The sequence below is a fragment of the Rhodococcus koreensis genome, from assembly GCF_900105905.1.
Classification (GTDB): Bacteria; Actinomycetota; Actinomycetes; order Mycobacteriales; family Mycobacteriaceae; genus Rhodococcus_F; species Rhodococcus_F koreensis.
In genome coordinates, this window is the sequence record NZ_FNSV01000005.1 from 2,130,775 (window position 1) to 2,157,240 (window position 26,466).

Sequence of the window (26,466 nt, forward strand, 5' to 3'; positions counted from 1 at the left end):
GACTCCGTCGAGGCGCCATGCTCTCACTCGCGCGAGAGCATGGCGGCTGCTTCGCGTTCGAGGTCGACATAGGGTTCACCGCTGACGTCGACTGCCACCCGGTTCAGGGTGCCGCCGGTGAACGCCCACGGCGCGGTGCCGGGATAGTCGTCGGTGACGGGTTCCCCGGTGTCGCGGCCGGCACTGAGGCCCTCGCCGGCGATGCTGAACTTGCCGGGCTGAGTTCGGATCCTGCCCTCGCCGACCTGGCGGTCCCCGTAGTACAGGGTCAGCACCCCGTGAGCGGTGCCGGGCGGATCCTCACCGTCCTTGTCGAACGAGGCGGCCAGGAGCAGGTTCTCGCCGGTCGGCAGATCCTCGGTGGCGCTGATCCGCTGTTCCTCGCTGCCGAGGAAGTTGTAGACGTAATGCAGGCGGTTGTCCTTGACGTACAGGGCGTGCCCACCGAAGCGGCTGCCGTGTGCGAACAGCACACCGGACGCCCCGGGTTCGCGGAGATCGACCAGCGCGCCGATCGAGTAGGAGCGGTTTCGGATGTTGACCGCCACCGACTCGGGCACCTCGGCACCGCCCGCCCGGTAGACGTAGCGGTTGCGCGGCGCCGCGAGCTGGGGGCGGGGGGTGGTGAAGATCTCGACCGCCGAGCGGTCGTCGAGGGGCAGCGCCTGGTTGGCGCCGGCCTCGTGGAACCACAGGCCGATCAGCTCGGCGATCCGCCCGGGCTCCTCGGCGGCGAGGTCCCGCAGCTCGGCGCGGTCGACGTCGGTGTGGTAGAGCTCCCACGAGTCCTCGGGGAACCGGCCCCAGCCACTGATCGCCGGATGGGTGCTCACGGCCTTCCAACCGTCGTGCCAGATACCTCGGGTGCCGAGCATCGAGTAGAACTGGGTGTGCTTCGCCGTCGGAATGGTGGCCGCATCGAAGCTGTACCGCATGCTCACGCCCTGCAGCGGGTGCTGGGTGTAACCCTTCACGGTGTCGGGCAGTTCGATCCCCATGCAGTCCAGCACGGTCGGGACGAGATCGATGGCGTGGTGGTATTGGTCGCGGGTCTCGCCACGGGCGGCGATCCCGGCGGGCCACGAGATGATGCACGGGTCGCAGGTGCCGCCGTTGAACGAATACCTCTTCCACATCTTGAACGGGGCGTTGAAGCCCATCGCCCACCCGTTCGGGTAGTGGTTGTAGGTTCTGGTGCTGCCGAGCTCGTCGAGCATCTTCATGTTCTCGGCCATGTCGTCCGGCACACTGTTGGCGACCTTGTTCTCGTTGACCGAACCGTTGGGGCCGCCCTCACCGCTGGCGCCGTTGTCGGAGACCAGCATGACAATGGTGTTGTCGAGCTGTTCGATCTCCTCGAGGTAGCCCATCAGGCGCCCGATCTGGTCGTCGCAGTGAGACAGGAACCCCGCGTACACTTCGGCCATTCGGGCGAAGAGCCGTTTCTCGTCGGCGGAGAGGGTGTCCCAGGGTCGGGTGAAGTCGAGCGGCGGGAACGGTTGCCCGTCGGGTCCGGTGCGCGTGTCGGGGGTCCCGATCGGGTTCAGCGGGGGAAGTTCGGTGTTCTGGGGTACCAGGCCCATTTCCTTCTGCCGGGCCAGGGTCTGCTCGCGCAAGGCCTCGTAACCTTCGTCGAACCGGCCCCGGTAGCGGTCGGCCCACTCCTGGGGCACCTGGTGTGGTGCGTGCGCGCAGCCGGGCGCGTAGTACAGGAACACCGGACGGTCGGGGGCGATCGCCTTGACGTCGTCGAGGTATTGGATGGCCTTGTCGGTGATGTCGACGCTGAAGTGGTAGCCCTCCTCCGGAGTGGCCGGTTGCTGCACGGGGTGGTTGTCGTGGACCAGATCGGGATACCACTGGTTGGTCTCCGCCCCGAGGAAACCGTAGAAGCGTTCGAAACCACGGCCGACGGGCCAATTGCGCTTGGTGGAGGCGAGGTTCATCTCGTCCTCGGCACACAGATGCCACTTGCCGACCATCGCCGTGCTGAACCCCTGCTCGACCAGGACCTCGGCGAGGGTCGCGCACTCCGGCGGGATGTGTCCGTTGCCGCCGGGAAAACCGACCGCGGCCTCACTGATGCAGGCCATCCCGTTGGTGGTGTGATTGCGGCCGGTCAGCAGGCAGGACCGGGTCGGGGAGCACAGGGCCGTGGTGTGCCACTGACCGTAGCGCAGCCCGTTGGCGGCGATCTTGTCGATGTTCGGCGTCTCGATCGGCCCGCCGTAACAGCCCAGGGCACCGAACCCGACGTCGTCGAGGACGATGTACAGCACGTTCGGTGAGCCTGGCGGGGCCTTCGGTTGCTCGTACGGTCCCCAGTCCGGGACAGAGTCACGAATATCGAGATTGACGACACCTCTGAACGGCTTGGCCATGATGTGCTCCTCGAATGAGATCCCACTCACTTCCACCCAAGCACTACCGGCAGGTGGATGGCTAGAGGTACCGGCCGGAAAATCCGCTCCGCTCGCCACACGTGGAACCCGGCCGCCGAACCGAACCGTCTTTTTGTCGGCACACGCTGCGCCGGAACGGAATTCCCCTAGCTGCGGCCGCGGGCGGCCAGCGCGTTGACGAACACGTTGGCGATGTCGGCGGGATCCTTCGCGACGTAGCTCGACCCTCCGGTCACCCGCGAGATCTCGGCAAGCGTGGCCGCGTCGGCGTCGTCGGTGATGCCGATGGTCACGATGATGACGGGCCGGGCCGGGTCCATCTCACGCTCCAGGATGCTCAGGAGCTGTTCCTTCGTGATCGAGTCCGGGTCCTCGTTGGCGCCGTCGGTCAGGATGATCACACTGTTCACTGCGCGCGGGTCGTACGTGTCCTGCACCGTCCGGAACGCGGCGAGCGTCGTGTCGTACAGGCCGGTGCCGCCGCCGATCAGCCCCTCGACCTTTCCCGCCTGCTGGGCCATCAGCGCACGCTGCGTGAGTCCGTCCACCACGGTGTCGTAGCGGCGGATCGGGACCAGCTCCTGGTAGTCCTGCGGTCCCCCGCCGAGCCCCTGCGAGAACGCCCACAACCCGGCGGACACGCTGTCCGGGAACATCGCGTTGCCTGCGAGGGCGGCATCGACCGTCAGATCCATGCGCGACCGGTCGCCGGCCGGGGTCTCCATCGACCCCGACACGTCGATCGCGACGAGTGTGCGGATCGGCAGTGCCATCATCGCCCACCCGCCCAGGGCGTCCTGCAACGGCGACTCGTCGTCGAGCGCGAGCTTGGTGATCCTGCCGACGCCGCGGCCGTCGGCCGGTGGACTTCCGTCCGGTCCGCGGAATCCGTGCTCGGCGAGCACCGCGCGGGCCTCCTCGCCGCCGAGGACCGCGGCGACGGCGCGTGCCACCTGGGTGGCCTTGTAGTGCCGGTCCGGGGCAGGCGACGTGACGACGAGCGGGAAGTTCATGAAGTTGCTGCCCGTCGGGGGCACCGTCGCGGCGAGCGTGCGGGCGCCGTCACCGTCGGTGAATTCGAGCACGGACTGTTCGGTGGCGACGGCGACTCCGCCGTTGTCGACGACACCCTGGAGCATCTCCTCGCCGACGGGTTCGTCCGCGGTGCGCGCGCTTTCCTCCTGCGCGAGCGGAACCAGCGCGGCCCGCACCGTCCCCGCGGACACGGGGTCGGCCTGGCCCTCGGCGAGTGCCGCGTTGATCGGCGCCTGCGCGACCCCGGTCACGAGGGGGTTGCCCAGCTGGATGTCCTTGATTTGCAGGGCGGCGAGCCACGTCGGCGACGTGGGGGCGTCCTCCTCGCGGGAGGCCAGCACGACGGGCGAGGACGCGATCGACCCCGTCATGACCTCGACCGGTCCGGCCGCGGTGAGTGCCGCCTTGCCCACCCAGGCGCCGCTGTCGGGGATCCAGAGATCCGGGGCGTCGGTTCCCTTGCCGAGCCGTCCCGCGATGTCGCCGGACGTCGCGGCGCCGACGGCGACGTTCGCGCAGCCCAGGTCGGTGCGCTTCGCTTCGCCGAGGATGCCGCCGAGGGCGGGAGCGATGCTCGGGTCGGCGGCGAGGGTGTAGTCGGTGACCTGGTCGCACTCGTCCGCCCAGGAGCGCACCGCCTGAACGACGACCACGACGGAGGCCACGAGCCCGATCACGGCGGCAGCGCACACCGCGTAGAAGGCGGGTGAGCGCCCCTCCCGCTCCGGCCCCGCGCTCGAATGACGCCCTCCGGCCATCGCCTGCCCCCTCTAACAGTTCGGTCACGAGACGACCACCGTCGCACCGGACCGAATATGATCCGGCCCACATCGTAGCGAACGGTGCGCGGTACGACTTTGTGCTGGTGACGGGGATGACCCGTCCAGCCGCGCGAGCGGACCGGTCAGCGATCGGGTTGCTCGACCTCGAGCCGGCGTGCCACGAGCGCGGCCTGGATCCGCCGGAGCCCGGAGGGCCGGGTCGGATCGCAGCCCGTCAGCTGCGCCACCCGTTTGAGCCGGTAGTGCACCGTATTGGTGTGCAGGTGCATCTGCTTCGCGGTGCGCTGCCGATTCAGATCGTGGCCGATGTGCACCTCGAGCGTCTCGATCAGTTCGGGCGAGCCCTGCAGCGGTTCGAGGAGCCGAGCCAGGTGGGTCCTGCCCGGCCCCGGCCGGGTGAGCTGGTATTCGAGCGCCAGATCGTCCATCTCGTAGAGGCCCGGCTCCAGGGCCAGCTGATCGGCGAGGTCGAGGAGTTCGTGGACCTGGTCCGCCGCCGCGGGGATACCGGCAGTCCGGACCCGGGTCGCCGTGGCGGTGAGGGGAACCCCGGCGGCCGCTCCGATCCGGTCGAGCAGGGAGACCATCCACGCCCGCTCCGGCGAGCCCGGAAGCAACAGCGTTCCGCCGTCCGGGCTCATTGAACACAGCGCCGCCCCACCCGCGGCGTCCGCCAGCTCGATCTGCAACCGGCGCAGCTTCTGCCGGGCGACGACGGCCTTGCGCCGGTGGGTCACGGCCTCGGTGGGATGCGACGGAATCGACAGCCCCAGCACCACGTACTCGTCGGCCAGCTCCACACCTGCGTGCCGGGCCGCCGTCGCCGCCTTTCGGCCGCTGAGCAGCGCCGTGACGAGATTGACTGCGGCGCCGTCGCGTTCGCTGTTGACCGCTTCAAGTTCCTCCACGTAGCTGGTCGTGGCGGCGACCGTCACGCATTCGAGGAGGGTGAACATCACCTTCTGGATGACCAGGAGTTCGGGCAGGTCTTCCTCGCGGGCGTTCGAGGCGACGAGGTCGCCGGCCTCGCGGATGCCTTCGTGGAGGATGCGGAGCACGAGTTTCAGCGGGAACCCCTCGCGGGCCCAGCGCGCGGAACTGTTGCGCACCCCCGCGAGGTCCTCGTCCGTCGGGCTGATGCCCTCGTCGAGCATCTGGATGCCGAGACCGAGGCAGACGATCATCAACTACCCGGTCCTGAAGGACGCGGGTTTGCTGCTCACGTTCTCACTGGCTGTGAGAGGGGTGGCTGCTTTAGGCACGGTTGATTGGGCGGCCCGGTAGTTGTTGTGCCCGAGTGCGGCAATGTTGGCGGCGGCGTTATGGTCGGCGTGACCGGTCCATCCGCAGCCGCGGCACCGGAACAGTGCTTGACTGTGCCTGTTCGCGGTGTCGCAGTGCCCGCAGCGGTGGCACGTCTTACTGGTATTGCGAGGGTTGATCACCTGCACCGGCACTCCTGCGGCGTGCGCCTCATAGGTGATCTGGTCGCGCAGTTGCGCGTATGCCCAGGAGTGCAATTGTTGCCGTTGTCTGCGTGCGAGCCGTACCCGGTCCCGGATTCCCGACAGGTCTTCTACCGCGATTCCTTGACCGGTGCGTTGCGCCTGGGCAACAATCGTTTTCGAGAGTTGATGATTGATGTCGGTGGCGTACCGAGTCTCCTTCCTCCGCCGTTTCTTCAGTTTCCGCTTCGCGGACCTGGTCCCCACCTTCTGCAGCGCGGACCGGATGGTTCCGTTCTTTTTCCGGCGGGCGGTGACCGCACCACCGGACCACCGGACGTCGAGTTCGGCCGGGTCGTCTGCGGTGGTCACAGCCAGGTTCACGATCCCCAAGTCCACACCCAGCCACCCGGTGGGGTCGTCGGCGGGGACCAGCTGCTGCGGTGCGCCGGTGTCGACGATTGCATGCAGGTAGAAACATCCGTCCCGGAAAATCAGATCCGACTCGCCTGTGCGGTCGGCGAGCATTGTCCGCTGCCACGGCGCGCACACGAATCCGACGTTGCGCATCCGGCCCGCGCTCGTCCAGATCGACACCGTCGATCGATCGATCTGCCACGACAAGCACCGATCGTCGAACGGTTGGCCCGCGTCCTGACGGAACACGACCGCCTTACCCGCCACCTTCGCATACCGTGTCGATCCCGGCGTGCCGTAATTCCCGTTACGCAGGTTCGCTGTCCGGGTCGCGTACGCATCCGCCACCTTCTTGATGACCCGGATCGCCGGTTGCGCCGACAACCCGCACGCCTTGAGCTGGGCATAGACCCGCTTTTGCAGCGCGAACGGGCGCCGATCAGCGGCGGTGTGCGCGAGCTGCGCAACCATGTTCGCCCCCGCATTGCACAACTCCAGTGTCGATTTCAGCGCCACATACTGCTCCGGGGTGGGAGCCAGCTTCACGACAACGATCCGCTTCACACCCTGCGCCTTTCCCTGCGGATACTCTTTGGTCTATGTCACCGACCCGATGCTGACCCGATGCGGGCAGATCATGGCAGAGGTGTGTGACAAGTTCGGCGCAACGTTGACCGAGTTCAACGGAGACACCGACCACGTCCACCTACTGATCCACTACCCACCTACCGTGCAACTCTCCACCCTGGTCAACAGCCTCAAGGGCGTCTCCGCTCGATACCTGCGCCAAGAGTTCCCCGACCACATCCAGAAATACCTGTGGGGCAATCACTTCTGGTCACCGTCCTACTTCGCCGCCTCCGCCGGCGGAGCCCCACTCGCCATCGTCGCCGAGTACATCACCAACCAACAACGACCCGAACCCACAAAAGAAAGCGACCCCGCTACCCGCCATCGCGCACTACAGAATCAGCTTCCTCCCGGCCCTGAAGGGCCACGCTTCCTCTGATTAATCCGGTGAAATCCATGACGTCGCTCTGCAGTTGTTCACCGGGCAGCGAACCGCACGGGGTGACGTTGTCGGCGAAGTGGTGGACCAGTGGTCGGTCAGTTCTCCTCGGCGACCCGGACGACCAGCTTGCCGAAGTTGCTGCCCCGGAGGAGCCCGATGAACGCCGCGGGCGCATTCTCGAGCCCGTCGACGATGTCCTCGCGGTAGGCGAATCGGCCCTCCCGGATCCACTCGGACACGTCGCGCTGGAAGTCCGCGTACATCTCTGAGACGAACTCGCTCTGGATGAACCCGCGGATGGTGAGGCTCTTGACGAGCACCCGGGAAAAGAACCCGGGCAGCCGATCCGGCCCCTCGGGGGCCTCGGTGTCGTTGTACTGCGCGATCAGGCCGCACACGGGAACGCGCGCGTACAGGTTGAGCAGCGGCAGCACCGCCGCGGCCACCGCACCGCCGACGTTCTCGAAGTAGACGTCGATGCCGTCGGGGCACGCGGCGCACAGCTCCTCTGCGAAGTTCGGAGACCGGTGGTCGACGGCGGCGTCGAATCCGAGTTCGTCCAGCAGGTAGGCGCACTTCTCCGGTCCGCCTGCGATCCCGACCGCCCGGGCGCCCTTCCGTTTCGCGATCTGTCCCACGGCCGAGCCGACCGGACCACTGGCCGCCGCGACGACCACCGTCTCGCCCGCTTTCGGTTGCCCGATCTTCAGCAGGCCGGAGTACGCGGTGAAGCCGGGCATGCCGAGCACTCCGACCGCGGTCGACAACGGCGCGGCGTCGCGGTCGAGTGCGCGGAGGTGGTTGCCGTCGACCACGGCGTGCGACTGCCATCCCGCGTACCCGAGAACGTAGTCACCGGTCGCGAAATCCGGGTGCCGGGAGTCGACGACCTGCCCGACGGTGCCACCGACCATGACCTCGTCGATCTCGACCGGGTCGGCGTACGACTCGGCGGCACTCATCCGGCCGCGCATGTACGGGTCGAGCGACAGGTAGATGACGCGGATCAGCACCTGGCCTTCGGCGGGGTCGGGGAGATTCACCGCCTCGAGCCGGAAGTTGTCGGCGGTCGGCGCGCCGTCCGGCCGGGAGGCGAGGACGATCCGGGTGCTCTGAACGATGCTCTCGACACTCACTGTGCGCCTGCCAATCCGTGTTGGGCCGGTATCGCCCGCCACCTTACCGATTTCAGAACAGCTGCTTCTTCTGCACCTTGCCCATCGCGTTGCGGGGAAGCGACTCGACGACGCGAATCTCGCGGGGCCGCTTGTGCACCGACAGTTCGGTGGCGACGTGATCGATCAGCGCGGCCTCCGACACGTCGTCCCCCACCACGAACGCCACGAGCCGCTGACCGAGGTCCGGGTCGGGGAGGCCGACGACCGCCGCCTCCCGCACGCTGGGGTGGCCGAGGAGGGACGTCTCCACCTCACCGGCCCCGACGCGGAATCCACCCGACTTGATCAGGTCCGTGGATTCGCGGCCGACGATGCGGTGGAACCCGCCCTGGTCGATGACGGCGACGTCACCGGTCTTGAAGAAGCCGTCGTCCGTGAAGGATTCGGCGGTCGCGTCGGGCCTGCCGAGGTAGCCGTCGAACAGCATGGGCCCCCGCACCTGCAGACCGCCGATGGATTCGCCGTCGTGGGGGACGTCGCCACCGCGCTCGTCGCGCAGCCGGGTCTCGACGCCGCGGACCGGCACACCGACCCACCCCGGGCGACGCTCGCCGTCGGCCCGGGTGCTGAGCGTGAGCATCGTCTCGCTCATGCCGTACCGCTCGACGAGTGCGAGCCCGGTCAGCTCCTGCACCTTCTCGAACACCGGGACGGGCAGCGGGGCGCTCCCCGACACCAGCAGTCGCGCACCCGACAGCGCCCGCGCCGACTCGGGGTCGCCGGCGATACGACTCCACACCGTGGGGACACCGAAGTACATCGTTCCCCGTGCCGCCGCGTAGGCCGCCGGGGTGGGTTTGACCGTGTGGACGAGCCTGCTGCCGATACGCAACGGTCCCAGCACACCGAGGATGAGCCCGTGGATGTGGAACAGCGGAAGTCCTTGCACCAGAGTGTCGTTGCGGGTCCACTGCCAGGCGTCCGCGAGGGCGTCGAGACCGGCGGCAATGGCCTTCCTGCTGATCAGGACCCCCTTGGGCGGTCCCGTGGTACCGGACGTGTAGAGCACGAACGCGATGCTCGACTCGGGCGGTTCGGGGTAGCTGTGCCACGACCGGGCGTGGACACGCACCGGCACGACGGGCAGGCCCGCAGCGTCCGGCGGCGCCTCACCGAGCCACGCCTGCGCACCGGAATCGCGCAGGATGTGCTCGAGTTCGGCGGGTCCGGAATCGGGTGGCACCGGCACCGCGGTCACACCCGCGATGAGGCAGCCCACAACGGCGAGGACCGTGGTCACAGTGGGGGTGGCGAGAATCGCGACCCGATCCGCGCGTGCCACCCGTTCGGCCACGGACGTCGCCGCGCCGAGCACGTCGCCGCGGGACAGGGTGGTGTCGCCGATCCGGATGGCGTCGGGAATGTCGTCGCCCTGGGCGACGGCCAGAGGATTCAGAGATCGCAGCAGCACATCGACAGCTTCTCACAGGGCCCGGAGGCGGTCCGGTGGGTCTCCCGGAGGCGGACTGACCGTGGCGAGTGCCGCACCCAGCAGGGCCCCGGTCAGGACGGCCAGCCCGTGGGCGTCGTCGACCACCACCAGCAGGACCCCGGCGAGCACGATGCCCCCGCTCGCGGCGAGGACCCACCACTCCTTGGACTGCATCACCACCAACCCCGCGAACGACGCGGCCAGCGCGAGCGTGGCGCCCGAATTGCCCGCGCCGGGCGACGGGAACAGGAACGCGGTGAACAGGCCGAAGATGATCTGGCTCGCCACGAACAGCAGTACCGCCCGGACCCCACCCCACACCCGCACCGCGAGCGGCGCCACCCACGCGAGGACGAGCAGGTTCACCACGGTTCCGGCCACTCCCCCGTCCTGCACCGCGACCGACGTGAAGATCCGCCACCACTGGTGGTCCCGGATCTGGTCGGGGTCACGCTCGAGGGCGTCGAGGACGGCGGGAACGACGATCTGCAGCAGTGACGGCACGGCGATCAGCAGCCACAGCACCACCGCGGTGCGCGGCGGACGGGTGAGCCGCATCTCGCCGATGCGCCCCTCGCCGATCTGCACCGATGCGATCAGCGAGGCGAGTACGAGAACGACGGCGAAGAGGACCGCGCTGATCCATCCCGCGCCTGAAGTCGTCACCGCGAAACTCTACAACGACGCACCCGCAGCGGAACCGGTCAGCGGCCGCGCCGGTCAGTCCTTGGTGACCACCGAGCGCAGGAAGAACCGCAGGTTCGAGGGACGCTCGGCCAGTCGCCGCATGAAGTACGCGTACCACTGGCTTCCGTACGGAACGTACACCCGAACCTGCTTGTCCTGGTTAGCGAGCCGACGCTGCTCGACGTCCCGGATCCCGAACAGCATCTGGTGCTCGTAGGCGTCCGCGGCGCGGCCGGTGCGCCCGACCAGCGGGGCGACCGCGTCGATGACGGCCGGGTCGTGCGAGGCCACCATCGGGTACCCGTCGCCCTCCATGAGGATCGTCAGGCAACGCACATACGAGGCGTCCACGGCGGCGCGGTCCTTGAATGCCACGGATTCGGGTTCCCGGTACGCCCCCTTGCAGAGCCGGACCCGCGAACCGGGGCCCGCGAGGGCTCGGCAGTCGTCCTCGGTGCGGCGCAGGTACGACTGCACCACGGCACCGAGCCAGGGGAAGTCGGTGCGGAGTTCGCGGACGATCGCGAGCGTCGAATCGGTGGTCGTGTGGTCCTCGGCGTCCACGGTCACCCACACCCCGGCCGCCTCGGCTGCGGCGCAGATCGTGCGGGCGTTGTCGGTGGCGATCCGTTTGCCGTCGCCGGCGAGCGCCTGCCCGAGCGCCGACAACTTCATCGACACCTCGAGCCGGCGGACCCCCGACGTCCTGTCCGCCGCCTCCGGCAGGGCACCGAGATCGGCGACGAGCGCCAGGTACTCGTCGACCGTCACCTGCGCGCCCGCCGCGTCACGGGTGTCCTCACCGAGGAAGTCGATCGACACCGATCGGCCCGAATCGAGGATCTCCCGAACGGACGCCAGCGCCGACTCCCGGCTCTCGCCCGCCACGAAGCGGTCGACCAGTTTCCGGGTGACCGGGGCACCGGTGACGGCGCGTTTGACGCGCGACGACCGGGCCGCCGCGAGGATCGCCGGGCGAAGCGGATTCGCCAGAACCGTCGGCGCTTTCATTCCGACCCCATGTGCGGATATCGGTAATCGGTGGCGGGGACGAAAGTCTCCTTGATGGTGCGGGCCGACACCCAGCGCAGCAGGTTGAGTTTGGACCCGGCCTTGTCATTGGTGCCGGACGCGCGGGCCCCACCGAACGGTTGCTGCCCGACGACGGCACCGGTCGGCTTGTCGTTGACGTAGAAGTTTCCGGCGGTGAACCGCAGAGCCGCCGTCGCCTGCTCGACGGCCTGCCGGTCGTCGGCGATCACCGCACCGGTCAGCGCGTACGGGGCCGCCGAGTCGACCTTGGCGAGCACGTCGGTGAACGCGTTCGGGGCCGAGTCGTCGTACACGTACACCGTCAGGATCGGGCCGAAGTACTCGGTGGTCATCGCCTCGTCGTCGGGGTCGTCCGCGAGGAGCACGGTGGGACGGACGAAGTAGCCGACGCTGTCGTCGTACTTGCCGCCGACGGCGATCTCGAGGCCTGCCGCGCCGCGGGCGCGTTCGATGGCCGCGACGTTCTTGTCGTAGGCGCGCCGGTCGATGAGGGCCCCGCCGAAGTTCTCCAGGTCGGTCACGTCCCCGTAGGTGAGGGCGTCGACTTCCGCGGTGAACGTGTCCCGCATCCGCCGCCACAGCGACTTCGGGACGTAGGCACGGGAGGCTGCGGAACACTTCTGGCCCTGGTATTCGAATGCGCCGCGGATCAGCGCCGTCCGCAGCACGTCCTCGTCGGCCGAGGCGTGCGCGACCACGAAGTCCTTGCCGCCGGTCTCCCCCACCAGCCGGGGGTAGCCCGCGTACTTCCCGATGTTCGCGCCCACCTCGCTCCAGAGGTGCTGGAACGTGCGGGTCGAACCCGTGAAGTGGATTCCTGCGAGCCGGGGGTCGCTCAGCAGCACCTCCGACACCGCCTGCCCGCTGCCGGTGAGCAGATTGATCACGCCCGGGGGCATGCCCGCCGCTTCGAGCAGTTTGATCGTCCAGTACGCGGCAACCGTCTGCGTCGACGACGGCTTCCAGATCACCGTGTTGCCCATCAGCGCGGGCGCGGTCGGCAGATTGCCGGCGATCGCGCTGAAGTTGAACGGAGTGATGGCGTAGACGAAGCCCTCGAGCGGACGGTATTCGAGCCGGTTCCACACACCGGGCGAGGAGATCGGCTGGTCGGCGAGGATCTGGCGGGCGAAGTGAACGTTGAAGCGCCAGAAGTCGATCAGCTCGCACGGCGCGTCGATCTCCGCCTGCTGGACCGACTTCGACTGCCCGAGCATCGTCGCCGCGGCGAGCGTCTCGCGCCACGGCCCGGACAGCAGGTCGGCGGCACGCAGGATCACGGCGGCCCGGTCGTCGAACGACAGCGCCCGCCAGTCCGGTGCCGCGGCCGTGGCCGCCTCGATCGCCGCCGACGCGTCGTCGTGGGTGGCGCTGCGCAGCGTGCCGAGCACGGCGGCATGCCGATGGGGTTGCACGACGTCGACGCGGTCGCCGTTGCCGTGACGGTGTTTGCCACCGATCACGTGCGGGATGTCGACGGGATTGGTGGCGATGTCGGTGAGCGCGGATTGCACTCGGGAACGTTCGGGACTGCCCGGCGCGTACGTGTGGACCGGCTCGTTGGTGGGCACCGGAACCTGGGTGATGGCGTCCATGCTGCCTGCCTCCTGCCCTCAGATCGTGTGAGGAACTGTGACCGGGAACCGCGGCCGGACGGGGACACCCGTCCGAACGGAACCCTCGAGCCCAGGTTAGCTCTGGATGGGGGTACCCATCCGGTTTTGACGCGCCGACGGGCTGGCTAGCATCGGCGCATGGCCGAACGGAACCGCGTGTCACCCCGATCCGACATCGTCGCGATTCCACTGCGCGGCCGGTTCATGGGCAATCGGGGCTGCCTGCACCGCGGGCACTCCGTGGTACGCAATCATTCCGGCAAACGATGGATCATCTGCGTCACCGACTACCCGGCGCGCACGGTGCCGCAGTGGGGCGAGGGCCACTACACAGTGCTGTTCTTCCACGACGAGGCGGTGGCGCTGGCCGCCGGACACCGGCCGTGCGCCCTCTGCCGGCGCGAGCGGTACAACGACTTTCGCGCCGCGTGGCGGTCCGCGAACGGGGGCGGCCTGCCGAGCGCCGACGAGATGGACGCCCGGTTGCACGGGGAACGACTGGACGGGTCCCGTCAGCGAACGCACCGGGCCGCGTGGTCGTCGTTGCCCCGCGGCACCTTCGTGCTGTTCGACGACGGACCTGCGGTCGTGCTCGACGAGACTGTCGTCCCGTGGTCGGCCGACGGATACGGGACGCCGTCGAACCGGCCGACCGGCACCGCCACGGTCCTGACACCACCGTCCACCGTCGCCGTCCTCGCGGCCGGCTACCGCCCGGACATCGCCTAGCTCTACACGTCGCGCGCGTTCGCGACGAGCTGGTGGGCGTCCTGGTCGGTGGCGCCGAGCCCGAAGCTGATGATGCGTTCCGGGCGGATGCGGATGGTCGGGCCGCCGAGGCCGTTCGCCTGGGCGGCGCCGGCGTCGAGGGCCTCGGCGCGCCCGCGGATTTCGACGCAGCGGACCCGCCACGGGTCGACGGACGGCACGTCGTCCACGACGAACGCCACCTTCCCGTTGTCGGCGACGTTGCGGAACTTGCGGCTCGCGGCCATGTTGTAGCCCTGGATGTCGATCGTGGACGTGTCGGGGTTGTAGTGGAAGCCGACGGGACTGACCTGCAAGGTTCCGCCCGGTTGTACCGTGGCGAGCCTGCCGATGCGCTGTGATGCCAGATAGTCGAGTTCCTGCTCGGTGAAGGACATGAGGTCAGGCTAGAACCTCAACGGTGCTCGAGGTCAAGGTTTCCGGGACTCTTCTCAACCGAGATTGTCGAGTGCGTGCCGGGCCTTCTCGACCCGCCGCTCCGCCGCCTCCAGTTCGCGTTCTCCCCGGTGCACCGCCTCCGCCGAGGCCTTCTCCGCGTTCCGGGTGAACTGCCGCTCCTGCTCGGCGTGTTCGAGTTCGGCGCGCAGTTCCTCGATCCGGTGGTCGATCTCGGTCAGAGTCGATCGCGCCCGCCCGAGTTCGGTGTTCGCGTCGTCCAGCGCGCCGCGGGTCTCGTCGGCCCCGGCGGTGGCGTCCGCCAGTTCCGCCTCGGCCGCCGCGCGTGCGGCGTCGAGATCACGCTCCTGCGATTTCTTCCCCTTCTTCGGCTTTTCGGCCGGCGGCGTGGAGGCGGGCTCGGACTTCGGCGGCTTCTTCGCCGTCTTTCCCTGGACGACGGTGAGTCCGGCAGGCCCGAAACCGCTGTAGGTCGCCGCCGTCACCACCCGGCCCCGCCGCACCTGCTCGGCGGTGTCGGCGTCGGCGAGCGCGGCGTGCAGCGTCTGGCCGACATCGCGCAGCGCGTCCTCGCCGACGGTCCGGCCCCGGTCGGCGGCGAGCTCACCCGCCTTGCGCGCCAACGCCCGGACCACCTGCTGCCGCTGCGTCGTCAGCCGCCGAAGGTCCGGGCCGGACAGGTGCCGCTGCGCATCGCGGAGGGCGTCGCCGAGGGCGAGGAGCGCACCCACCTCGTCGGGTAGTTCGCGGGCGAGCAGGTTGACGAGCCAGCCGACGACCGTCGGCTTCCGCAGTTTCCCGATCTCGGTGGCCAGTGCGCGGTCCTTGTTGTCCCGCGCCGCCGTCACCTGCGTCGTGCGCGCCTCGACGAACTCACCGGGGTCGAGGCCGTACAGTTCGTCGGCGACGTCGTCGAGGGTCACGGCACCATACTTTCACCGCGACCGTCCCGGCCGGGCCGACTCGGGTCAGGCCAGTCGTTCCGCTGCGGCCGCGATGCGTTCGTCGTCGGCAGTGAGCGCGATCCGCACGTGGGTGCCGCCGCCGGGACCGTAGAACTCCCCCGGCGCCACGAGAATGCCCCGCTCGGCGAACCACTCGACGGTGTCCCGGCAGGCTTCGCCGCGGGTCGCCCACAGGTACAGCCCGGCCTCGGAATCGTCGACGGTGAATCCGGCGCCGCGCACCGCGGCGAGAAGGATCTCGCGGCGCCGGCGGTACCGCTCACGCTGCTCGTTCTCGTGGTCGTCGTCGCTGAGCGCGGCGGTCATCGCCGACTGGATCGGCAACGGCACCATCATGCCCGCATGCTTGCGGACCTCGAGGAGTTCGGCGACCAACGCCGGGTCACCAGTGACGAAGCCCGCGCGGTAGCTCGCGAGGTTGGACGTCTTCGACAGCGAGTGCACCGCGAGGAGACCGGTGAGATCGCCGTCGTTCACCCGCTCGTCGAGGATGGAGAGGGCTTCCCCTTCCCAGGTCAACCCCAGGTAGCACTCGTCGGACGCCACGATGGCGCCCCGGCTGCGCGCCCAGTCGACCACCTTCCGCAGGTGGTCGAGGCCGAGCACCTTGCCGGTGGGATTGGACGGCGAGTTCACGAAGATCAGCGACGCGCCCTCGGGACCGAGGCGGTTCAGACCGTCGGCGCGGATCACCCGCGCACCCGCGAGGAGCGCACCCACCTCGTAGGTGGGGTACGCGAGTTCCGGAATGACCACGAGGTCGTCGGCGCCGAGCCCGAGAAGGCGTGGCAGCCAGGCGATGAGCTCCTTCGTGCCGATCGCGGGCAGCACCGCCGCCGGGTCGATGCCGGTGATTCCGTAGCGGCGGCGCAGCGCCTCGACCGCGGCGTTGCGGAGTTCGTCCGTGCCGTGCGTCGTCGGATATCCCGGCACCGCGGCGACCGCGGTCAGCGCCTCCTGGATGATCGGGGCCACCGGATCGACCGGGGTTCCCACCGACAGGTTGACGATGCCACCCGGGTGGGCGAAGGCCTTCGCCTTCGCCGACTCGAGCGAGTCCCACGGAAAGTCGGGAAGTGCTGCGGCTACCGGGATACGAGGCACCTCTAGTCCTCGCCCATGGGGGGCAGCGCCTTGACGAACGGCGGGTCGTAGTCGACCTTGCCCAGCTTCGCCGCTCCGCCGGGGGAACCGAGGTCGTCGAAGAAGTCGACGTTCGCGGCAATGTAGCCGTTCCACTGGTCCGGGACGTCGTCTTCGTAGAAGATGGCTTCGACGGGGCAGACGGGTTCGCAGGCGCCGCAGTCCACGCATTCGTCCGGATGGATGTAGAGCATCCGCCCGCCCTCGTAGATGCAGTCGACAGGGCATTCCTCGATACACGCCTTGTCCAGCACATCCACGCACGGTTCAGCAATCGTGTAGGGCACTGCCGCTCTCCCTGCCTTTCTGACACGAGTAAGCACGAGGTACGGGCCGCTTGTACCTCGCGGAAGAAATCATTATCGCCTGCCCGGCGGACCCCTTTGCGGTGAGGGTTACCTGACCCGGCGGACCGCCGCGGGCAGCGACGCCCGGGCCGCGATCCGTTTCTCGGCCTGTTTCACGGCTCTCACCAGCGCACCCCGTTCGCCGAGATACCCGGCCACCACACCGACCACCGGAATGTTCCCCAGCAGCGCGTAGGTCCCGCCCGGTTGCGGGCGCTTGTCGAGTTCGTCACTGAGCGCCCGCACCGTGCCCGCGGTGCGCCACAGCGCGCCGATCAGTCCGAACGGGCGCCACACCGATGCACCCTGCGCCGAAGCGGATGGCGGCGTCGCGCCGGCGAGCACCGCGGACGCGTCCGTCTCACGCCGGCAGAGCACGGACGCCAGCAAGTCCACCTGCTCGGACCGGTTCGTGACGCCGTGCTCCCGGGCCACTGCGACGAGCACGACGGCCTGATTCGCAAATCCGAGCACGTCCTGGATCGGGAGCCGGTTGAGGAGCACACCGAACATGCCCGGGGACGCGACCGCGATCGTGTTCAGCGCGCCGATCCGCGTCACCCACCACCGTGCCCGCTCGTCGTCGCTCGCCTTCTCCCACGACGCCGTCCCCGGGAACCGCACGGTGTCGAGCACCCAGGCGACGCCGTCGAGCAGCGCCTCCGCGGCGCCCCGTTCCGCCGCTGTCGGGGTGAACGTCCGGCCCTTGATGCCGAACGGATCCGTGAGGGCCAGATCGAGCACGGGGTTGATGCCCCGCGCGGCGCGATCCAGAATGCCGACGACGGTGTCGTCGCCCAGCCGATGCGTCTCGCTCATGCGGCCGGCGACCGTCCCTCGCGTCGTGCGTGTGTGGTGGTGCGTTCGCGGGCCGGGCGGCCGATGCCCTCGGCGATGGCCCTCAGTTCTTCGACGGTCTTCTCCGATCCGTGCTCGGATCCCGCCATCCGGGAGATGGTCTCCTCCATCAGCGTGCCCCCGAGATCGTTCGCCCCACCCTGCAACATCACCTGGGTGCCGGTCACCCCCAACTTGACCCAGCTGGTCTGAATGTTCGGGATCCGCCCGTGCAACATGATCCGCGCCAACGCGTGCACCGCCCGGTTGTCCCGGTTGGTCGGACCCGGCCGCGACGCCCCCGCCAGATACAGCGGCGCACTCTGATGCACGAACGGCAACGGCACGAACTCGGTGAACCCACCGGTGCGGTCCTGAATCCCGGACAGCACCCGCAGATGCCCCACCCAATGCTTCGGGTTGTCGACGTGCCCGTACATCATCGTCGAACTCGACCGCAGACCGATCTCGTGCGCGGTGGTCACCACCTCCACCCAGGTGGCGGTGGGCAGCTTGCCCTTCGTGAGCACCCACCGCACCTCGTCGTCGAGGATCTCCGCCGCGGTACCGGGAATGGTGTCCAGACCCGCCTCGCGCAGCTCCGTCAGCCAGTCCCGGATGCTCTGCCCGCCCCGGGAGGCGCCGTTGACGATCTCCATCGGGGAGAACGCGTGCACATGCATCGACGGGACCCGCTTCTTCACCGCCCGCACCAGATCCGCATACCCGGTGACCGGCAGTTCCGGGTCGATACCGCCCTGCATGCACACCTCCGTCGCCCCCGCCACGTGCGCCTCCCAGGCCCGGTCCGCGACCTCGTCGGTGGACAGCGTGAACGCGTCCGCGTCCCCCTTGCGCTGCGCGAACGCGCAGAACCGGCACCCGGTGTAGCAGATGTTGGTGAAGTTGATGTTCCGGTTCACCACATACGTCACCTCGTCCCCGACCGCATCCCGACGCAGCGCATCGGCCAACGCCACCACCGCCTCGAGCCCGGCCCCGTCCGCGGTCGCCAACGCCAGGTACTCGTCGTCCGACAGCCCCGCCGGGTCGCGTTCGGCGCTGCGCAGCGCCGCCAGGACGTCGGTGTCCACCCGCACCGGCCCGGACAACTCCAGCACCTGCTCGCGGACGGTCTCCCAGTCCCCGAACGCGCTGCCCAGGTCGCTGCGGGTGTCGGTGTTGCGGCCGGCGGTGTCGATCTCGGTGTTCAGATCCACCCGGCCCGCCGACTCCCACGACTCGTCCGGCTCCTGCCACGGCAACCCGACCGGCCTCGTGCCGACCTTGGCGAGCCCGGTCTGCGGGTCCGCCAACGCCTGCACGTGCCCGGTGATCCGCGGATCGATCCACGGCGCCCCGGCCAGCACGAACTGCGGCTGCGCCGCAGTGCGCTCGGTCAGCTCGAACCCGGCGGCCGCGGTGATCTCGGCCAGGGTGTCCAGGTTCGGCCACGGCCGCTCCGGGTTCACGTGGTCCGGGGTCAGCGGCGACACCCCACCCCAGTCGTCGACCCCGGCCCCCAGCAGCGCCGCGCACTCGGTGGTCGACACCAGATTCGGCGGCGACTGGATCCGCATCCCCGGGCCCAGCAGCAACCGGGACACCGCGATCGTCGCGAGAAACTCCTCGAGACCGGCGTCCGGGGCATCGCGCATCGCGGTGTCCGGCTTGGCCAGGAAGTTCTGCACGATCACCTCCTGGACGTGCCCGAACGCCTTGTGCGACTTCCGGATCGCCATGATCGACTCGGCCCGCTCCCGGACCGTCTCACCGATCCCGACCAGGATGCCCGTCGTGAACGGCACACTGAGCCGCCCCGCGTCGGTCAGCGTGCGCAACCGCACCGCCGGATCCTTGTCGGGGCTGCCGTAATGGCACTCGCCCTTGTCGGTGAACAACCGGGTCGAGGTGGTCTCGAGCATCATCCCCATCGACGGGGCCACCGGCTTGAGCCGGGAGATCTCCTCCCAGCTCATCACACCCGGGTTCAGGTGCGGCAGCAGCCCGGTCTCCTCGAGCACCCGGATCGACATCGCCCGCAGGTAGTCCAGCGTCGAGTCGTAGCCCCGCTCGTCCAGCCACTGCTTGGCCTCCGGCCACCGATCCTCCGGGCGGTCACCGAGGGTGAACAGGGCCTCCTTGCAGCCCAATTCGGCGCCCTGCCGGGCGATCTCGAGGACCTCGTCCGGTTCCAGGTACGCCCCGCGCCCCTCCGCCCGCAGTTTGCCCGGCACCGTCACGAACGTGCAGTAATGGCACTTGTCCCGGCACAACCGCGTCAGCGGGATGAACACCTTCCGCGAATACGTCACCGCCCTCGGCCGACCCGCCGCCAGCAACCCGGCATCGCGCACCTTCGCCGCCGACGAACACAGATCCACCAGATCGTCGCCGCGGGCCTGCAACAACACCGTCGCCTCGTCCACGTTCAACGTGGCACCGTCCCGCGCCCGCCGCAACACCCGCCGCATCGCGGACGCGGACGGTGCCACTTCCTGCGCCGATGCGCCGGACGGGGGTGCCGCCGGAACACCCGGCATGGGAAGCATCGTGGGCCGGCCGGACTCTTCACCTGAATGGGTCACCCAGCGATCATGCGCCATCGACGACGAGCCGTGCCACCCAGACTCCGTGAGCGGCGAGGATCGCTACCCGCGCGGGTAGTCCTCGTCGACCGGAACCGCCCGGCTCTGCTCGGCGGCGTCCGCCTCGTTCACCTCCAGCGACGACACTTCTTCGACCTCGTCGGAATTGTCGTCGTCGACGGCGATCTCCTGCTCGAGCCGGTCCGCCTCGGGAACCTCCGGAGAATCGGCCGCATCGAATGACGTCATGTCTGCGCTCCTTTCACTTCGGGGGTCCTCCCACCATAGGTCCGTTCTCGACAGAATGGCGGGGCACGGCCAAAGTAGGGGCATGAGTGTGCCCACCACCGTCACCATGGCGGAACCGCTGTGGCGGCCCAGCCCCAAAGCCAAGCAGCTGTGGGCAATCAACGCCGCCCTCCTCTGGTTTCCCGTCTTCGTCGTGCAGGCCGTCGCTCTCGTCTTCCACTGGTGGCCCGTGTGGGTGCACGTCACGGTCCTCGCGATCACCGTCGTGCTCGCGATCGTCCACGTCGCCGTCGTCCCGCTCTGGCGGTACCGGGTGCATCGGTGGGAGATCAGCGACACCGCGGTCTACACGCGCAGCGGCTGGTTCACCCAGGAACGGCGCATCGCGCCCATCTCCCGGATCCAGACCGTCGACACCGAACGCGGACCCATCGACCGCATGCTGGGGCTCGCGACCGTCACCGTCACGACGGCGTCGTCCGCCGGTGCCGTCAAGATCTCCGCCCTCGATCAGGACACCGCCGACAGCACCGTCGCGCGGCTCACCGAGATCGCCGGCACCAATGTCGGTGACGCCACATGAGTGCGGCACCGGAACCGGGCGTCGCGCCGCCCATCGCGCAGGGCGAGGCGGCGGTCGCCGCGGAGGAGGAGCAACCCTGGTTGCGTCTGGACCGCCGGATGCTGCTGGTCCACCCCGTCAACGAGATCGTCAAACTTCTGCCGGTGTTGCTGATTTCGCTGGTGATCGGCACCCAGAGCGGCAACCACGTGTGGAGTCTCGTCGCCATCGTCGTGTTCGTGGTGTTCGGCGTCTCGCGCTGGTTCACGACGAGTTACCGCATCGGCCCGGTCCACGTGCAACTGCGGCAGGGCCTGTTCCGCAAACGCCTGCTGTCCGTACCGCGCAACCGGATCCGCTCCGTCGACGTGGAGGCGGGCGTCCTGCACCGGCTGCTCGGGCTGTCGATCGTGCGCATCGGCACCGGCCGGCAGGTGGGGTCCACACCGGACGCGGCGAAGTTCGAACTCAACGCGCTCTCCACCGGGCTGGTGCCCGACCTGCGCGCCGCGCTTCTCGCCCGTCAGCCCTCCCCCGAGGTCGAGCACACCGCGGTCACGCAGGAACCCGCGGTGACCGAGATCGGCCACTGGACCCCCGCCTGGGTGCGCTACGCCCCGTTCTCGGTGACCGGGGTGGTGACCATCGCGGCGATCGTCGGACTCGCGTTCCAGTACGGAATCGGTGCGAAGATCGCCCGCTCCTCGACGGTGGCCGAGGGGATCGAATCCGCCGAGCGCGTCGGGATCGCCGTGGCCGTCGTCGTCGGCATCGTCGTCCTCCTGATCGCCGCCAGCGGCCTCGCGTGCGTCCGGTACCTGCTGACGTACGGCAACATGACGCTGACGGACAACGGCCGCACGCTGCACGTCAGCCACGGCCTGCTGAAGACCCGCCAGAGCACCCTGGACCGCGCCCGTTTGCGCGGAACGACCCTGAAGGAACCACTTCTCCTGCGGCTCGCCGGCGGCGCCCGACTGGATGCCGTGATGACCGGAGTCAGCGCCGAGAGGCACGAGTCCTCCCTCCTGCTCCCCCAGGCGCCGCGCGCGGAGGCCGAGCGGGTGATGGCCACTGTCATCGGCGACCACCGCCAGGCCGCGGTCCCGCTCACCCCGCACGGGCCGGTCGCGCAGCGGCGGCGCTACACCCGGGCCCTGATCCCCGCGGAGATCGCGCTCGCCGCCGCCCTTGTGTTCCTGATCCTCGACCGGCCCGTGTTCTGGGCGGTGTGGGCCGGGATCGTGGTGCTCGCCGTCGGCGGCGTGGCGCTGGCGTGGGATCGGTACCGCGGTCTCGGTCACGCGGTGCTGCCCGGGTGGTTGATCACCCGCAGCGGCTCCCTCGACCGCGCCCGGGACAGCCTCGAGGCCGACGGCATCATCGGGTGGACCGTCCGCCAGACGTTCTTCCAGCGGCGGGCCGGGGTGGCGACCGTCATCGCCGCGACCCCCGCCGGCACCGGAAAGTACCTGGTGATCGACCTGCCTGCCGATCAGGCGTGGTCGCTCATCGAGTCGGTGACACCCGGCGGAGGTGACGTGTGGGCGCGGCGCTGACCGACATCGCCGGTCTCGACGCCCACCTCATCGACTGCCGGGCGTGCCCACGCCTCGTCGAGTGGCGGGAGACGGTCGCACGCGAGAAGCGTGCGTCGTTTCGCGACGAAACCTATTGGGGCCGTCCGGTTCCCGGATTCGGTCCGGCCGACGCGTCCCTGCTGATCGTGGGCCTCGCGCCCGCCGCGCACGGCGCGAACCGGACCGGGCGCATGTTCACCGGAGACCGCAGCGGCGATTTCCTCTACGCCGCCCTGCACGCCGTGGGTCTCGCGAGCCAGCCGACGGCCACCCGCATCGGCGACGGCCTCGAACTGTTCGGCGTCCGGATCACGTCCCCGGTGCACTGCGCGCCGCCCGCGAACAAGCCCACCCCGCAGGAACGCGACAACTGCCGCCACTGGCTCGATGCCGAACTGCGCATCCTGCAACCCGGTCTGCGGTCGGTGATCGTGCTCGGCGGGTTCGGCTGGCAGTCGCTGCTCCCCGTCCTCGACGACGCCGGCTGGGCCGTCCCCCGGCCGCGACCCAAGTTCGGGCACGGCGCGCACGTCGAACTGGCCGGCGCCGAACGTCCCCTGCACCTGTTCGGGTGCTACCACGTCAGCCAGCAGAACACGTTCACCGGACGTCTCACCCCCGCCATGCTCGAGTCGGTGCTCTCCGACGCCGCACGCGTGGCCGGGCTGCCCAGATCCCCGGACGAACGGGACGCCCGTTCGATCTGACGCAACGGACGTCCCGTTCGTCCGGTGGGGAGGACCGTCAGCGCCGCTTCGGGAGCTCCTCGATGATGTATTTGGCCATGCTGCCGAGCCGGGGGCGGGCGGGTTGCATGGTGTCCACCCCGAGGACGGTGAGCGGCGAGGCCGTGACGGAACCGACGCAGACGGGTGCGACCGGACCGTGGAACGCCTGCAGGAGGGCCTCGACCCGGTCAGTGTCCTTCGCGGTGCTGAGCAGCGAGGACACGGCGGGCGCACTGGTGAACGTGACGGCGTCGACCTCGGCGCGGACGATCCGGTCGAGCAGCGTCAGCAGTGGCTGCTGGTTCTCGGGTCGGATCCACCGGTACACCGACACGGCCGTCGTCTCGGCCCCGGCGCCGGCGAGGGAGACGCTGAGGTCGGTCATCGGTTCCCATTCGGTGATGGTGCCGTGCAACTGGACCGCGACGCGCAGTCCGCGCACGCCCTGGGCCACGAGGTGTTCGTGCACTTCCTCGGACGATTCGGTGTCGGGCGACCACTCCTCACGCAGGCCTGCGCCGCGCACGGCGCCCTTCGCCTTGGGACCGCGGGTGATGATCCGCGCCGACTGCAGGGCGGCGAGCAGCGCACCCTCCTCGTCCCAGGCCCGTGCCGCGTCCAGCCACCCCCGGAATCCGACGGCGGTGCTGACGACGAGGAGGTCTGGCGGCGACGCGATGATCTCGGCGGTGCGGGCGCGCAGATCGGAGTCGTCGACGAGCGGTAGCACGTGGATGGCCGGGGTGTGGACGATGGTGGCGCCGTGCCGTTCGAGGAGCGTGATGAACTCGGCGGCCCGGCGTTCCGCGGTGACGGCGATGGTCAGTCCGGAAAGTTCGTCGTTCGACATTCTCTCAGTGTGACGGACGAATCGCACTAAGCTGCCCACATGATCACAGCTGTGCACACTCTGGTCTACGCCGACGACGCCGAGGCCGCCCGCGATTTCTTCCGCGACGTGCTGGGCTGGGCGCACGTCGACGCCGGCGGCGGTTGGCTGATCTTCCGCACCGGGCCGTCCGAGATGGGTGTGCATCCCACCTCGGACGATCGGGGCGGTGAGCCGTGGTCGACCCGGCCGCATCACGAGATCTCGCTGATGTGCGAAGACATCGAGTCGACCGTGGCGGAACTCGAGGCCAAGGGTGCCGAGTTCACCCGCGGAGTCCGCGACGACGGGTACGGCCTCACCACCTCGCTGAAGATCCCCGGAGCGGGAGAGATGATGCTGTACGAGCCTCGGCACCCGGTGGCGTTCGAGCGTTAGGCCTTCGCCTGCGCGCTGCTGCGCGCCGGATTGGCCTGCTCCCCCGCCTTGGGATCGGTCTCGGACTGCTTCGTCGACACCCCGTCGGCGATCCGGTCGCCGAGCGTCTTGTCGACGTTGCGCCAGTACTCGAACGCCTTCGCCAGGATCGGTTCGCTGACACCGTTCAGCAGATGGCCGACGATGTTGTCCACCAGGCGGTCCCGGGCGGCGTCGTCGAGCACGTCACGGACCATCGTCCCGGCCTGACCCCAGTCGTCGTCCTCCTTGTGGAGTGCGTAGGGCGAGCGGACCATGTCGCCGGCGCCGTACCAGGTGGCGGTCTCGCCGACCTGCGACGGGTCGGCGTGCGGGCCGCCCTTGGAATTCGGCACGTACACCGGGTCCCCGGGGTTGTGGTGCCGCATGTTGCCGTCCTTCGAATACGAGTGGACGGGCACGTGCGGCCGGTTGACGGGCAGTTCCTTGTAATTGGCGCCGATCCGGTAGCGGTGGGCGTCCGGGTAGGAGAACAGCCGGCCGATGAGCATCTTGTCCGGGCTCGGTCCGATGCCGGGAACCAGATTGCTGGGTTCGAACGCGGCCTGTTCGATCTCGCAGTGGTAGTCCGTGGGGTTGCGGTCGAGGGTCATTCTGCCGACGGGGATCAGCGGGTAGTCACTGTGCGGCCACACCTTGGTGAGGTCGAACGGGTTGAACCGGTAGTCGTCCGCATCCTCGAACGGCATGATCTGCATCTTCAGCGTCCAGCTCGGGTACTCGCCGCCGTCGATGTGCTCCCACAGGTCCCGTGTGTGGTAATCGGTGTCGACGGACGCCATCTGGTCGCCCTCGTGCTGCGTGAAGAACTCGATGCCCTGGTCGGTGTGGAAGTGGTACTTCACCCAGAACTTCTCGCCGGCGGCGTTCACCCACATGTACGTGTGGCTGGAGTACCCGTTCATGTGCCGCCACGTGCGCGGGATGCCCCGATCGCCCATCAGCCAGGTGACCTGGTGCGCCGACTCCGGGGACAGCGTCCAGAAGTCCCACTGCATGTCGTGGTCGCGAAGATTGTTGTCGGCGCGCCGCTTCTGCGAGCGGATGAAGTCCTGGAACTTCATCGGGTCGCGGACGAAGAAGACGGGCGTGTTGTTTCCGACCATGTCGTAGTTGCCCTGCTCGGTGTAGAACTTCACGGCGAACCCGCGAGGGTCGCGCCACGTGTCCGGGCTGCCGCGCTCGCCGGCGACGGACGAGAATCTGATCAGCAGATCCGTCTTCTTCCCAGGCTGGAAGAGATCGGCTTTCGTGTACGCGGAGACGTCCTCGGTAACTTCGAACCGTCCGAACGCCCCGCCCCCCTTCGCGTGCGGTTGGCGTTCCGCAACGCGTTCGCGGTTGAACTGGGCCATCTTCTCGATCAGATAGTGGTCCTGGAGGAGGATGGGCCCGTCCGTCCCGATGGTGAGCGAGTGTTCGTCACTCGTGACCGGGATACCGGCGTCGTCGGTCGTGAAGTTCTGTTCTGTCATCGCGATGCTCCTTCAGCAGACTGCTGGTCGCTACCGCGTACCCTCGCGTTCCGGAGGCGAAACAGTCCCGAAAGCCGCTTTGGCACTGACCTTCCACAGGTAGACCGCCGCGGGGAGCAGCGAGCCGATCAGGAGCAGGAGCGTCCAGACGGACGCGAGCATGAGCACGTCGCCGCCCGGCCCGCCGAACATGCAGAGCAGGAAACCGGCCCCCCAGCCGGCGAGTGGCAGCACTCCCGACCTGATCCGGCCGGTCGTGGACCGGGCGGCGATCACCAGCGCCAGATTGGCGACCGCGGCGACGAGAATGCTGATCGGAAACGGCGTGGCACCGAGGTAGCTGGGTAGGAACAGCACCGACAGGACGGCGCACAGAAAACCGTCGAACACCAGCAGCGCGAGGGTGACCCTCCCCACGGCGTCGAGGTGCCCGGGTTTCGCTGCGGTGCCGACGGTCATGTGT

At 69.0% G+C, this 26,466-nt stretch carries 25 protein-coding genes; 6 read left to right on the forward strand and 19 right to left on the reverse strand.

The window, feature by feature from the left end:
• Positions 1-23: 23 nt before the first annotated feature.
• The 4 genes from BLV94_RS14600 to BLV94_RS14615 all read right to left on the reverse strand — a co-directional run bounded on the left by BLV94_RS14600 (position 24) and on the right by BLV94_RS14615 (position 6,645).
• Positions 24-2,381 (reverse strand): arylsulfatase, encoded by a 2,358-nt coding sequence (locus BLV94_RS14600; RefSeq protein WP_072949664.1) that lies wholly within the window; start codon positions 2,379-2,381, stop codon positions 24-26.
• A 167-nt stretch (positions 2,382-2,548) separates the two neighbouring features.
• Positions 2,549-4,195, reverse strand: a complete 1,647-nt coding sequence (locus BLV94_RS14605; protein WP_072949655.1) for a substrate-binding and VWA domain-containing protein — start codon at positions 4,193-4,195, stop codon at positions 2,549-2,551.
• Positions 4,196-4,341: 146 nt separating this feature from the next.
• Complete coding sequence (locus tag BLV94_RS14610) at positions 4,342-5,403, reverse strand: PucR family transcriptional regulator (RefSeq protein ID WP_244163843.1); 1,062 nt, start codon at positions 5,401-5,403, stop codon at positions 4,342-4,344.
• A gap of 3 nt (positions 5,404-5,406) precedes the next feature.
• On the reverse strand, positions 5,407-6,645 hold the full coding sequence (locus BLV94_RS14615) for an RNA-guided endonuclease InsQ/TnpB family protein (RefSeq protein ID WP_074933744.1): 1,239 nt from the start codon (positions 6,643-6,645) through the stop codon (positions 5,407-5,409).
• Here BLV94_RS14615 and tnpA point away from each other — a divergent pair.
• Positions 6,635-7,090, forward strand: a complete 456-nt coding sequence (tnpA, locus tag BLV94_RS14620; protein WP_425272514.1) for an IS200/IS605 family transposase — start codon at positions 6,635-6,637, stop codon at positions 7,088-7,090. The two genes, BLV94_RS14615 and tnpA, sit on opposite strands and share 11 nt — an antisense overlap.
• 98 nt (positions 7,091-7,188) lie before the next feature.
• Here the strand turns inward: tnpA and BLV94_RS14625 are convergent, their stop codons facing one another.
• From BLV94_RS14625 to pruA, 5 genes are read right to left on the reverse strand one after another with little or no spacing between them, the layout of a single operon-like run.
• Positions 7,189-8,229, reverse strand: coding sequence for an NADP-dependent oxidoreductase (locus BLV94_RS14625; protein ID WP_072940465.1), 1,041 nt, complete (start codon positions 8,227-8,229; stop codon positions 7,189-7,191).
• A gap of 52 nt (positions 8,230-8,281) precedes the next feature.
• Complete coding sequence (locus tag BLV94_RS14630) at positions 8,282-9,682, reverse strand: acyl-CoA synthetase (RefSeq protein ID WP_072940468.1); 1,401 nt, start codon at positions 9,680-9,682, stop codon at positions 8,282-8,284.
• A gap of 12 nt (positions 9,683-9,694) precedes the next feature.
• Positions 9,695-10,369, reverse strand: a complete 675-nt coding sequence (locus BLV94_RS14635; RefSeq protein ID WP_072940471.1) for a rhomboid family intramembrane serine protease — start codon at positions 10,367-10,369, stop codon at positions 9,695-9,697.
• A 54-nt stretch (positions 10,370-10,423) separates the two neighbouring features.
• Complete coding sequence (locus tag BLV94_RS14640) at positions 10,424-11,401, reverse strand: proline dehydrogenase family protein (protein WP_072940475.1); 978 nt, start codon at positions 11,399-11,401, stop codon at positions 10,424-10,426.
• Positions 11,398-13,038: an L-glutamate gamma-semialdehyde dehydrogenase gene (pruA, locus tag BLV94_RS14645; RefSeq protein ID WP_072940479.1), complete on the reverse strand. Its 1,641-nt coding sequence runs from the start codon at positions 13,036-13,038 to the stop codon at positions 11,398-11,400. Before pruA ends, BLV94_RS14640 begins: the two co-directional genes overlap by 4 nt.
• A 159-nt stretch (positions 13,039-13,197) precedes the next feature.
• Between pruA and BLV94_RS14650 the strand changes: the two genes are divergently transcribed.
• The gene (locus tag BLV94_RS14650; protein ID WP_072940482.1) at positions 13,198-13,788 is read left to right on the forward strand and encodes a hypothetical protein; all 591 of its coding nucleotides are present in this window, start codon (positions 13,198-13,200) and stop codon (positions 13,786-13,788) included.
• A gap of 2 nt (positions 13,789-13,790) precedes the next feature.
• On the opposite strand, the gene BLV94_RS14655 is transcribed toward BLV94_RS14650, so the two are convergent.
• The 7 genes from BLV94_RS14655 to BLV94_RS14685 all read right to left on the reverse strand — a co-directional run bounded on the left by BLV94_RS14655 (position 13,791) and on the right by BLV94_RS14685 (position 20,352).
• On the reverse strand, positions 13,791-14,204 hold the full coding sequence (locus BLV94_RS14655; protein ID WP_072940484.1) for a PPOX class F420-dependent oxidoreductase: 414 nt from the start codon (positions 14,202-14,204) through the stop codon (positions 13,791-13,793).
• A gap of 54 nt (positions 14,205-14,258) precedes the next feature.
• The gene (locus BLV94_RS14660; RefSeq protein ID WP_072940486.1) at positions 14,259-15,146 is read right to left on the reverse strand and encodes a hypothetical protein; all 888 of its coding nucleotides are present in this window, start codon (positions 15,144-15,146) and stop codon (positions 14,259-14,261) included.
• A gap of 45 nt (positions 15,147-15,191) precedes the next feature.
• A complete protein-coding gene (gene dapC, locus BLV94_RS14665) occupies positions 15,192-16,292 on the reverse strand; it encodes a succinyldiaminopimelate transaminase (protein ID WP_072940488.1) in 1,101 nt (366 codons plus the stop codon).
• 2 nt (positions 16,293-16,294) lie between these two features.
• On the reverse strand, positions 16,295-16,618 hold the full coding sequence (gene fdxA, locus BLV94_RS14670; RefSeq protein WP_005263360.1) for a ferredoxin: 324 nt from the start codon (positions 16,616-16,618) through the stop codon (positions 16,295-16,297).
• Between the two features lie 108 nt (positions 16,619-16,726).
• Positions 16,727-17,497, reverse strand: coding sequence for a hypothetical protein (locus tag BLV94_RS14675; RefSeq protein WP_072940490.1), 771 nt, complete (start codon positions 17,495-17,497; stop codon positions 16,727-16,729).
• The gene (locus BLV94_RS14680) at positions 17,494-20,121 is read right to left on the reverse strand and encodes a bifunctional FO biosynthesis protein CofGH (protein ID WP_072940493.1); all 2,628 of its coding nucleotides are present in this window, start codon (positions 20,119-20,121) and stop codon (positions 17,494-17,496) included. Before BLV94_RS14680 ends, BLV94_RS14675 begins: the two co-directional genes overlap by 4 nt.
• A gap of 45 nt (positions 20,122-20,166) precedes the next feature.
• Positions 20,167-20,352: a hypothetical protein gene (locus BLV94_RS14685; RefSeq protein ID WP_015889740.1), complete on the reverse strand. Its 186-nt coding sequence runs from the start codon at positions 20,350-20,352 to the stop codon at positions 20,167-20,169.
• An 82-nt stretch (positions 20,353-20,434) separates the two neighbouring features.
• Between BLV94_RS14685 and BLV94_RS14690 the strand changes: the two genes are divergently transcribed.
• Genes BLV94_RS14690 through BLV94_RS14700 form a run of 3 tightly spaced genes read left to right on the forward strand, consistent with a single transcriptional unit; the run spans position 20,435 to position 23,201 of the window.
• Positions 20,435-20,935, forward strand: coding sequence for a PH domain-containing protein (locus BLV94_RS14690; protein ID WP_072940497.1), 501 nt, complete (start codon positions 20,435-20,437; stop codon positions 20,933-20,935).
• Positions 20,932-22,473, forward strand: coding sequence for a PH domain-containing protein (locus BLV94_RS14695; protein ID WP_072940499.1), 1,542 nt, complete (start codon positions 20,932-20,934; stop codon positions 22,471-22,473). The genes BLV94_RS14690 and BLV94_RS14695 overlap by 4 nt, the downstream gene beginning before the upstream one ends.
• Entirely contained in the window at positions 22,458-23,201 is a 744-nt protein-coding gene (locus BLV94_RS14700) for a uracil-DNA glycosylase (protein ID WP_072940502.1), read from the forward strand. The genes BLV94_RS14695 and BLV94_RS14700 overlap by 16 nt, the downstream gene beginning before the upstream one ends.
• A gap of 37 nt (positions 23,202-23,238) precedes the next feature.
• Here the strand turns inward: BLV94_RS14700 and BLV94_RS14705 are convergent, their stop codons facing one another.
• Entirely contained in the window at positions 23,239-24,072 is an 834-nt protein-coding gene (locus tag BLV94_RS14705; protein WP_072940505.1) for a uroporphyrinogen-III synthase, read from the reverse strand.
• A gap of 39 nt (positions 24,073-24,111) precedes the next feature.
• On the opposite strand from BLV94_RS14705, the gene BLV94_RS14710 reads away from it, so the two are divergent.
• The gene (locus BLV94_RS14710; RefSeq protein WP_072940508.1) at positions 24,112-24,489 is read left to right on the forward strand and encodes a VOC family protein; all 378 of its coding nucleotides are present in this window, start codon (positions 24,112-24,114) and stop codon (positions 24,487-24,489) included.
• Here the strand turns inward: BLV94_RS14710 and BLV94_RS14715 are convergent.
• A complete protein-coding gene (locus tag BLV94_RS14715) occupies positions 24,486-26,003 on the reverse strand; it encodes a catalase (protein ID WP_072940511.1) in 1,518 nt (505 codons plus the stop codon). The genes BLV94_RS14710 and BLV94_RS14715 overlap by 4 nt on opposite strands.
• 30 nt (positions 26,004-26,033) lie before the next feature.
• Positions 26,034-26,462 (reverse strand): hypothetical protein, encoded by a 429-nt coding sequence (locus BLV94_RS14720; RefSeq protein WP_072940514.1) that lies wholly within the window; start codon positions 26,460-26,462, stop codon positions 26,034-26,036.
• Positions 26,463-26,466 lie beyond the last annotated feature (4 nt).

What these genes read in the sequence shown, in the direction of transcription:
- BLV94_RS14600 (WP_072949664.1), bottom strand. Translation starts at nt 2,381, where the DNA reads ATGGCCAAGCCGTTCAGAGGTGTCGTCAATCTCGATATTCGTGACTCT.
- BLV94_RS14605 (WP_072949655.1), bottom strand. Translation starts at nt 4,195, where the DNA reads ATGGCCGGAGGGCGTCATTCGAGCGCGGGGCCGGAGCGGGAGGGGCGC.
- BLV94_RS14610 (WP_244163843.1), bottom strand. Translation starts at nt 5,403, where the DNA reads ATGATCGTCTGCCTCGGTCTCGGCATCCAGATGCTCGACGAGGGCATC.
- BLV94_RS14640 (WP_072940475.1), bottom strand. Translation starts at nt 11,401, where the DNA reads ATGAAAGCGCCGACGGTTCTGGCGAATCCGCTTCGCCCGGCGATCCTC.
- pruA (WP_072940479.1), bottom strand. Translation starts at nt 13,038, where the DNA reads ATGGACGCCATCACCCAGGTTCCGGTGCCCACCAACGAGCCGGTCCAC.
- BLV94_RS14650 (WP_072940482.1), top strand. Translation starts at nt 13,198, where the DNA reads ATGGCCGAACGGAACCGCGTGTCACCCCGATCCGACATCGTCGCGATT.
- BLV94_RS14655 (WP_072940484.1), bottom strand. Translation starts at nt 14,204, where the DNA reads ATGTCCTTCACCGAGCAGGAACTCGACTATCTGGCATCACAGCGCATC.
- BLV94_RS14675 (WP_072940490.1), bottom strand. Translation starts at nt 17,497, where the DNA reads ATGAGCGAGACGCATCGGCTGGGCGACGACACCGTCGTCGGCATTCTG.
- BLV94_RS14680 (WP_072940493.1), bottom strand. Translation starts at nt 20,121, where the DNA reads ATGGCGCATGATCGCTGGGTGACCCATTCAGGTGAAGAGTCCGGCCGG.
- BLV94_RS14685 (WP_015889740.1), bottom strand. Translation starts at nt 20,352, where the DNA reads ATGACGTCATTCGATGCGGCCGATTCTCCGGAGGTTCCCGAGGCGGAC.
- BLV94_RS14690 (WP_072940497.1), top strand. Translation starts at nt 20,435, where the DNA reads ATGAGTGTGCCCACCACCGTCACCATGGCGGAACCGCTGTGGCGGCCC.
- BLV94_RS14695 (WP_072940499.1), top strand. Translation starts at nt 20,932, where the DNA reads ATGAGTGCGGCACCGGAACCGGGCGTCGCGCCGCCCATCGCGCAGGGC.
- BLV94_RS14705 (WP_072940505.1), bottom strand. Translation starts at nt 24,072, where the DNA reads ATGTCGAACGACGAACTTTCCGGACTGACCATCGCCGTCACCGCGGAA.
- BLV94_RS14710 (WP_072940508.1), top strand. Translation starts at nt 24,112, where the DNA reads ATGATCACAGCTGTGCACACTCTGGTCTACGCCGACGACGCCGAGGCC.
- BLV94_RS14715 (WP_072940511.1), bottom strand. Translation starts at nt 26,003, where the DNA reads ATGACAGAACAGAACTTCACGACCGACGACGCCGGTATCCCGGTCACG.
- BLV94_RS14720 (WP_072940514.1), bottom strand. Translation starts at nt 26,462, where the DNA reads ATGACCGTCGGCACCGCAGCGAAACCCGGGCACCTCGACGCCGTGGGG.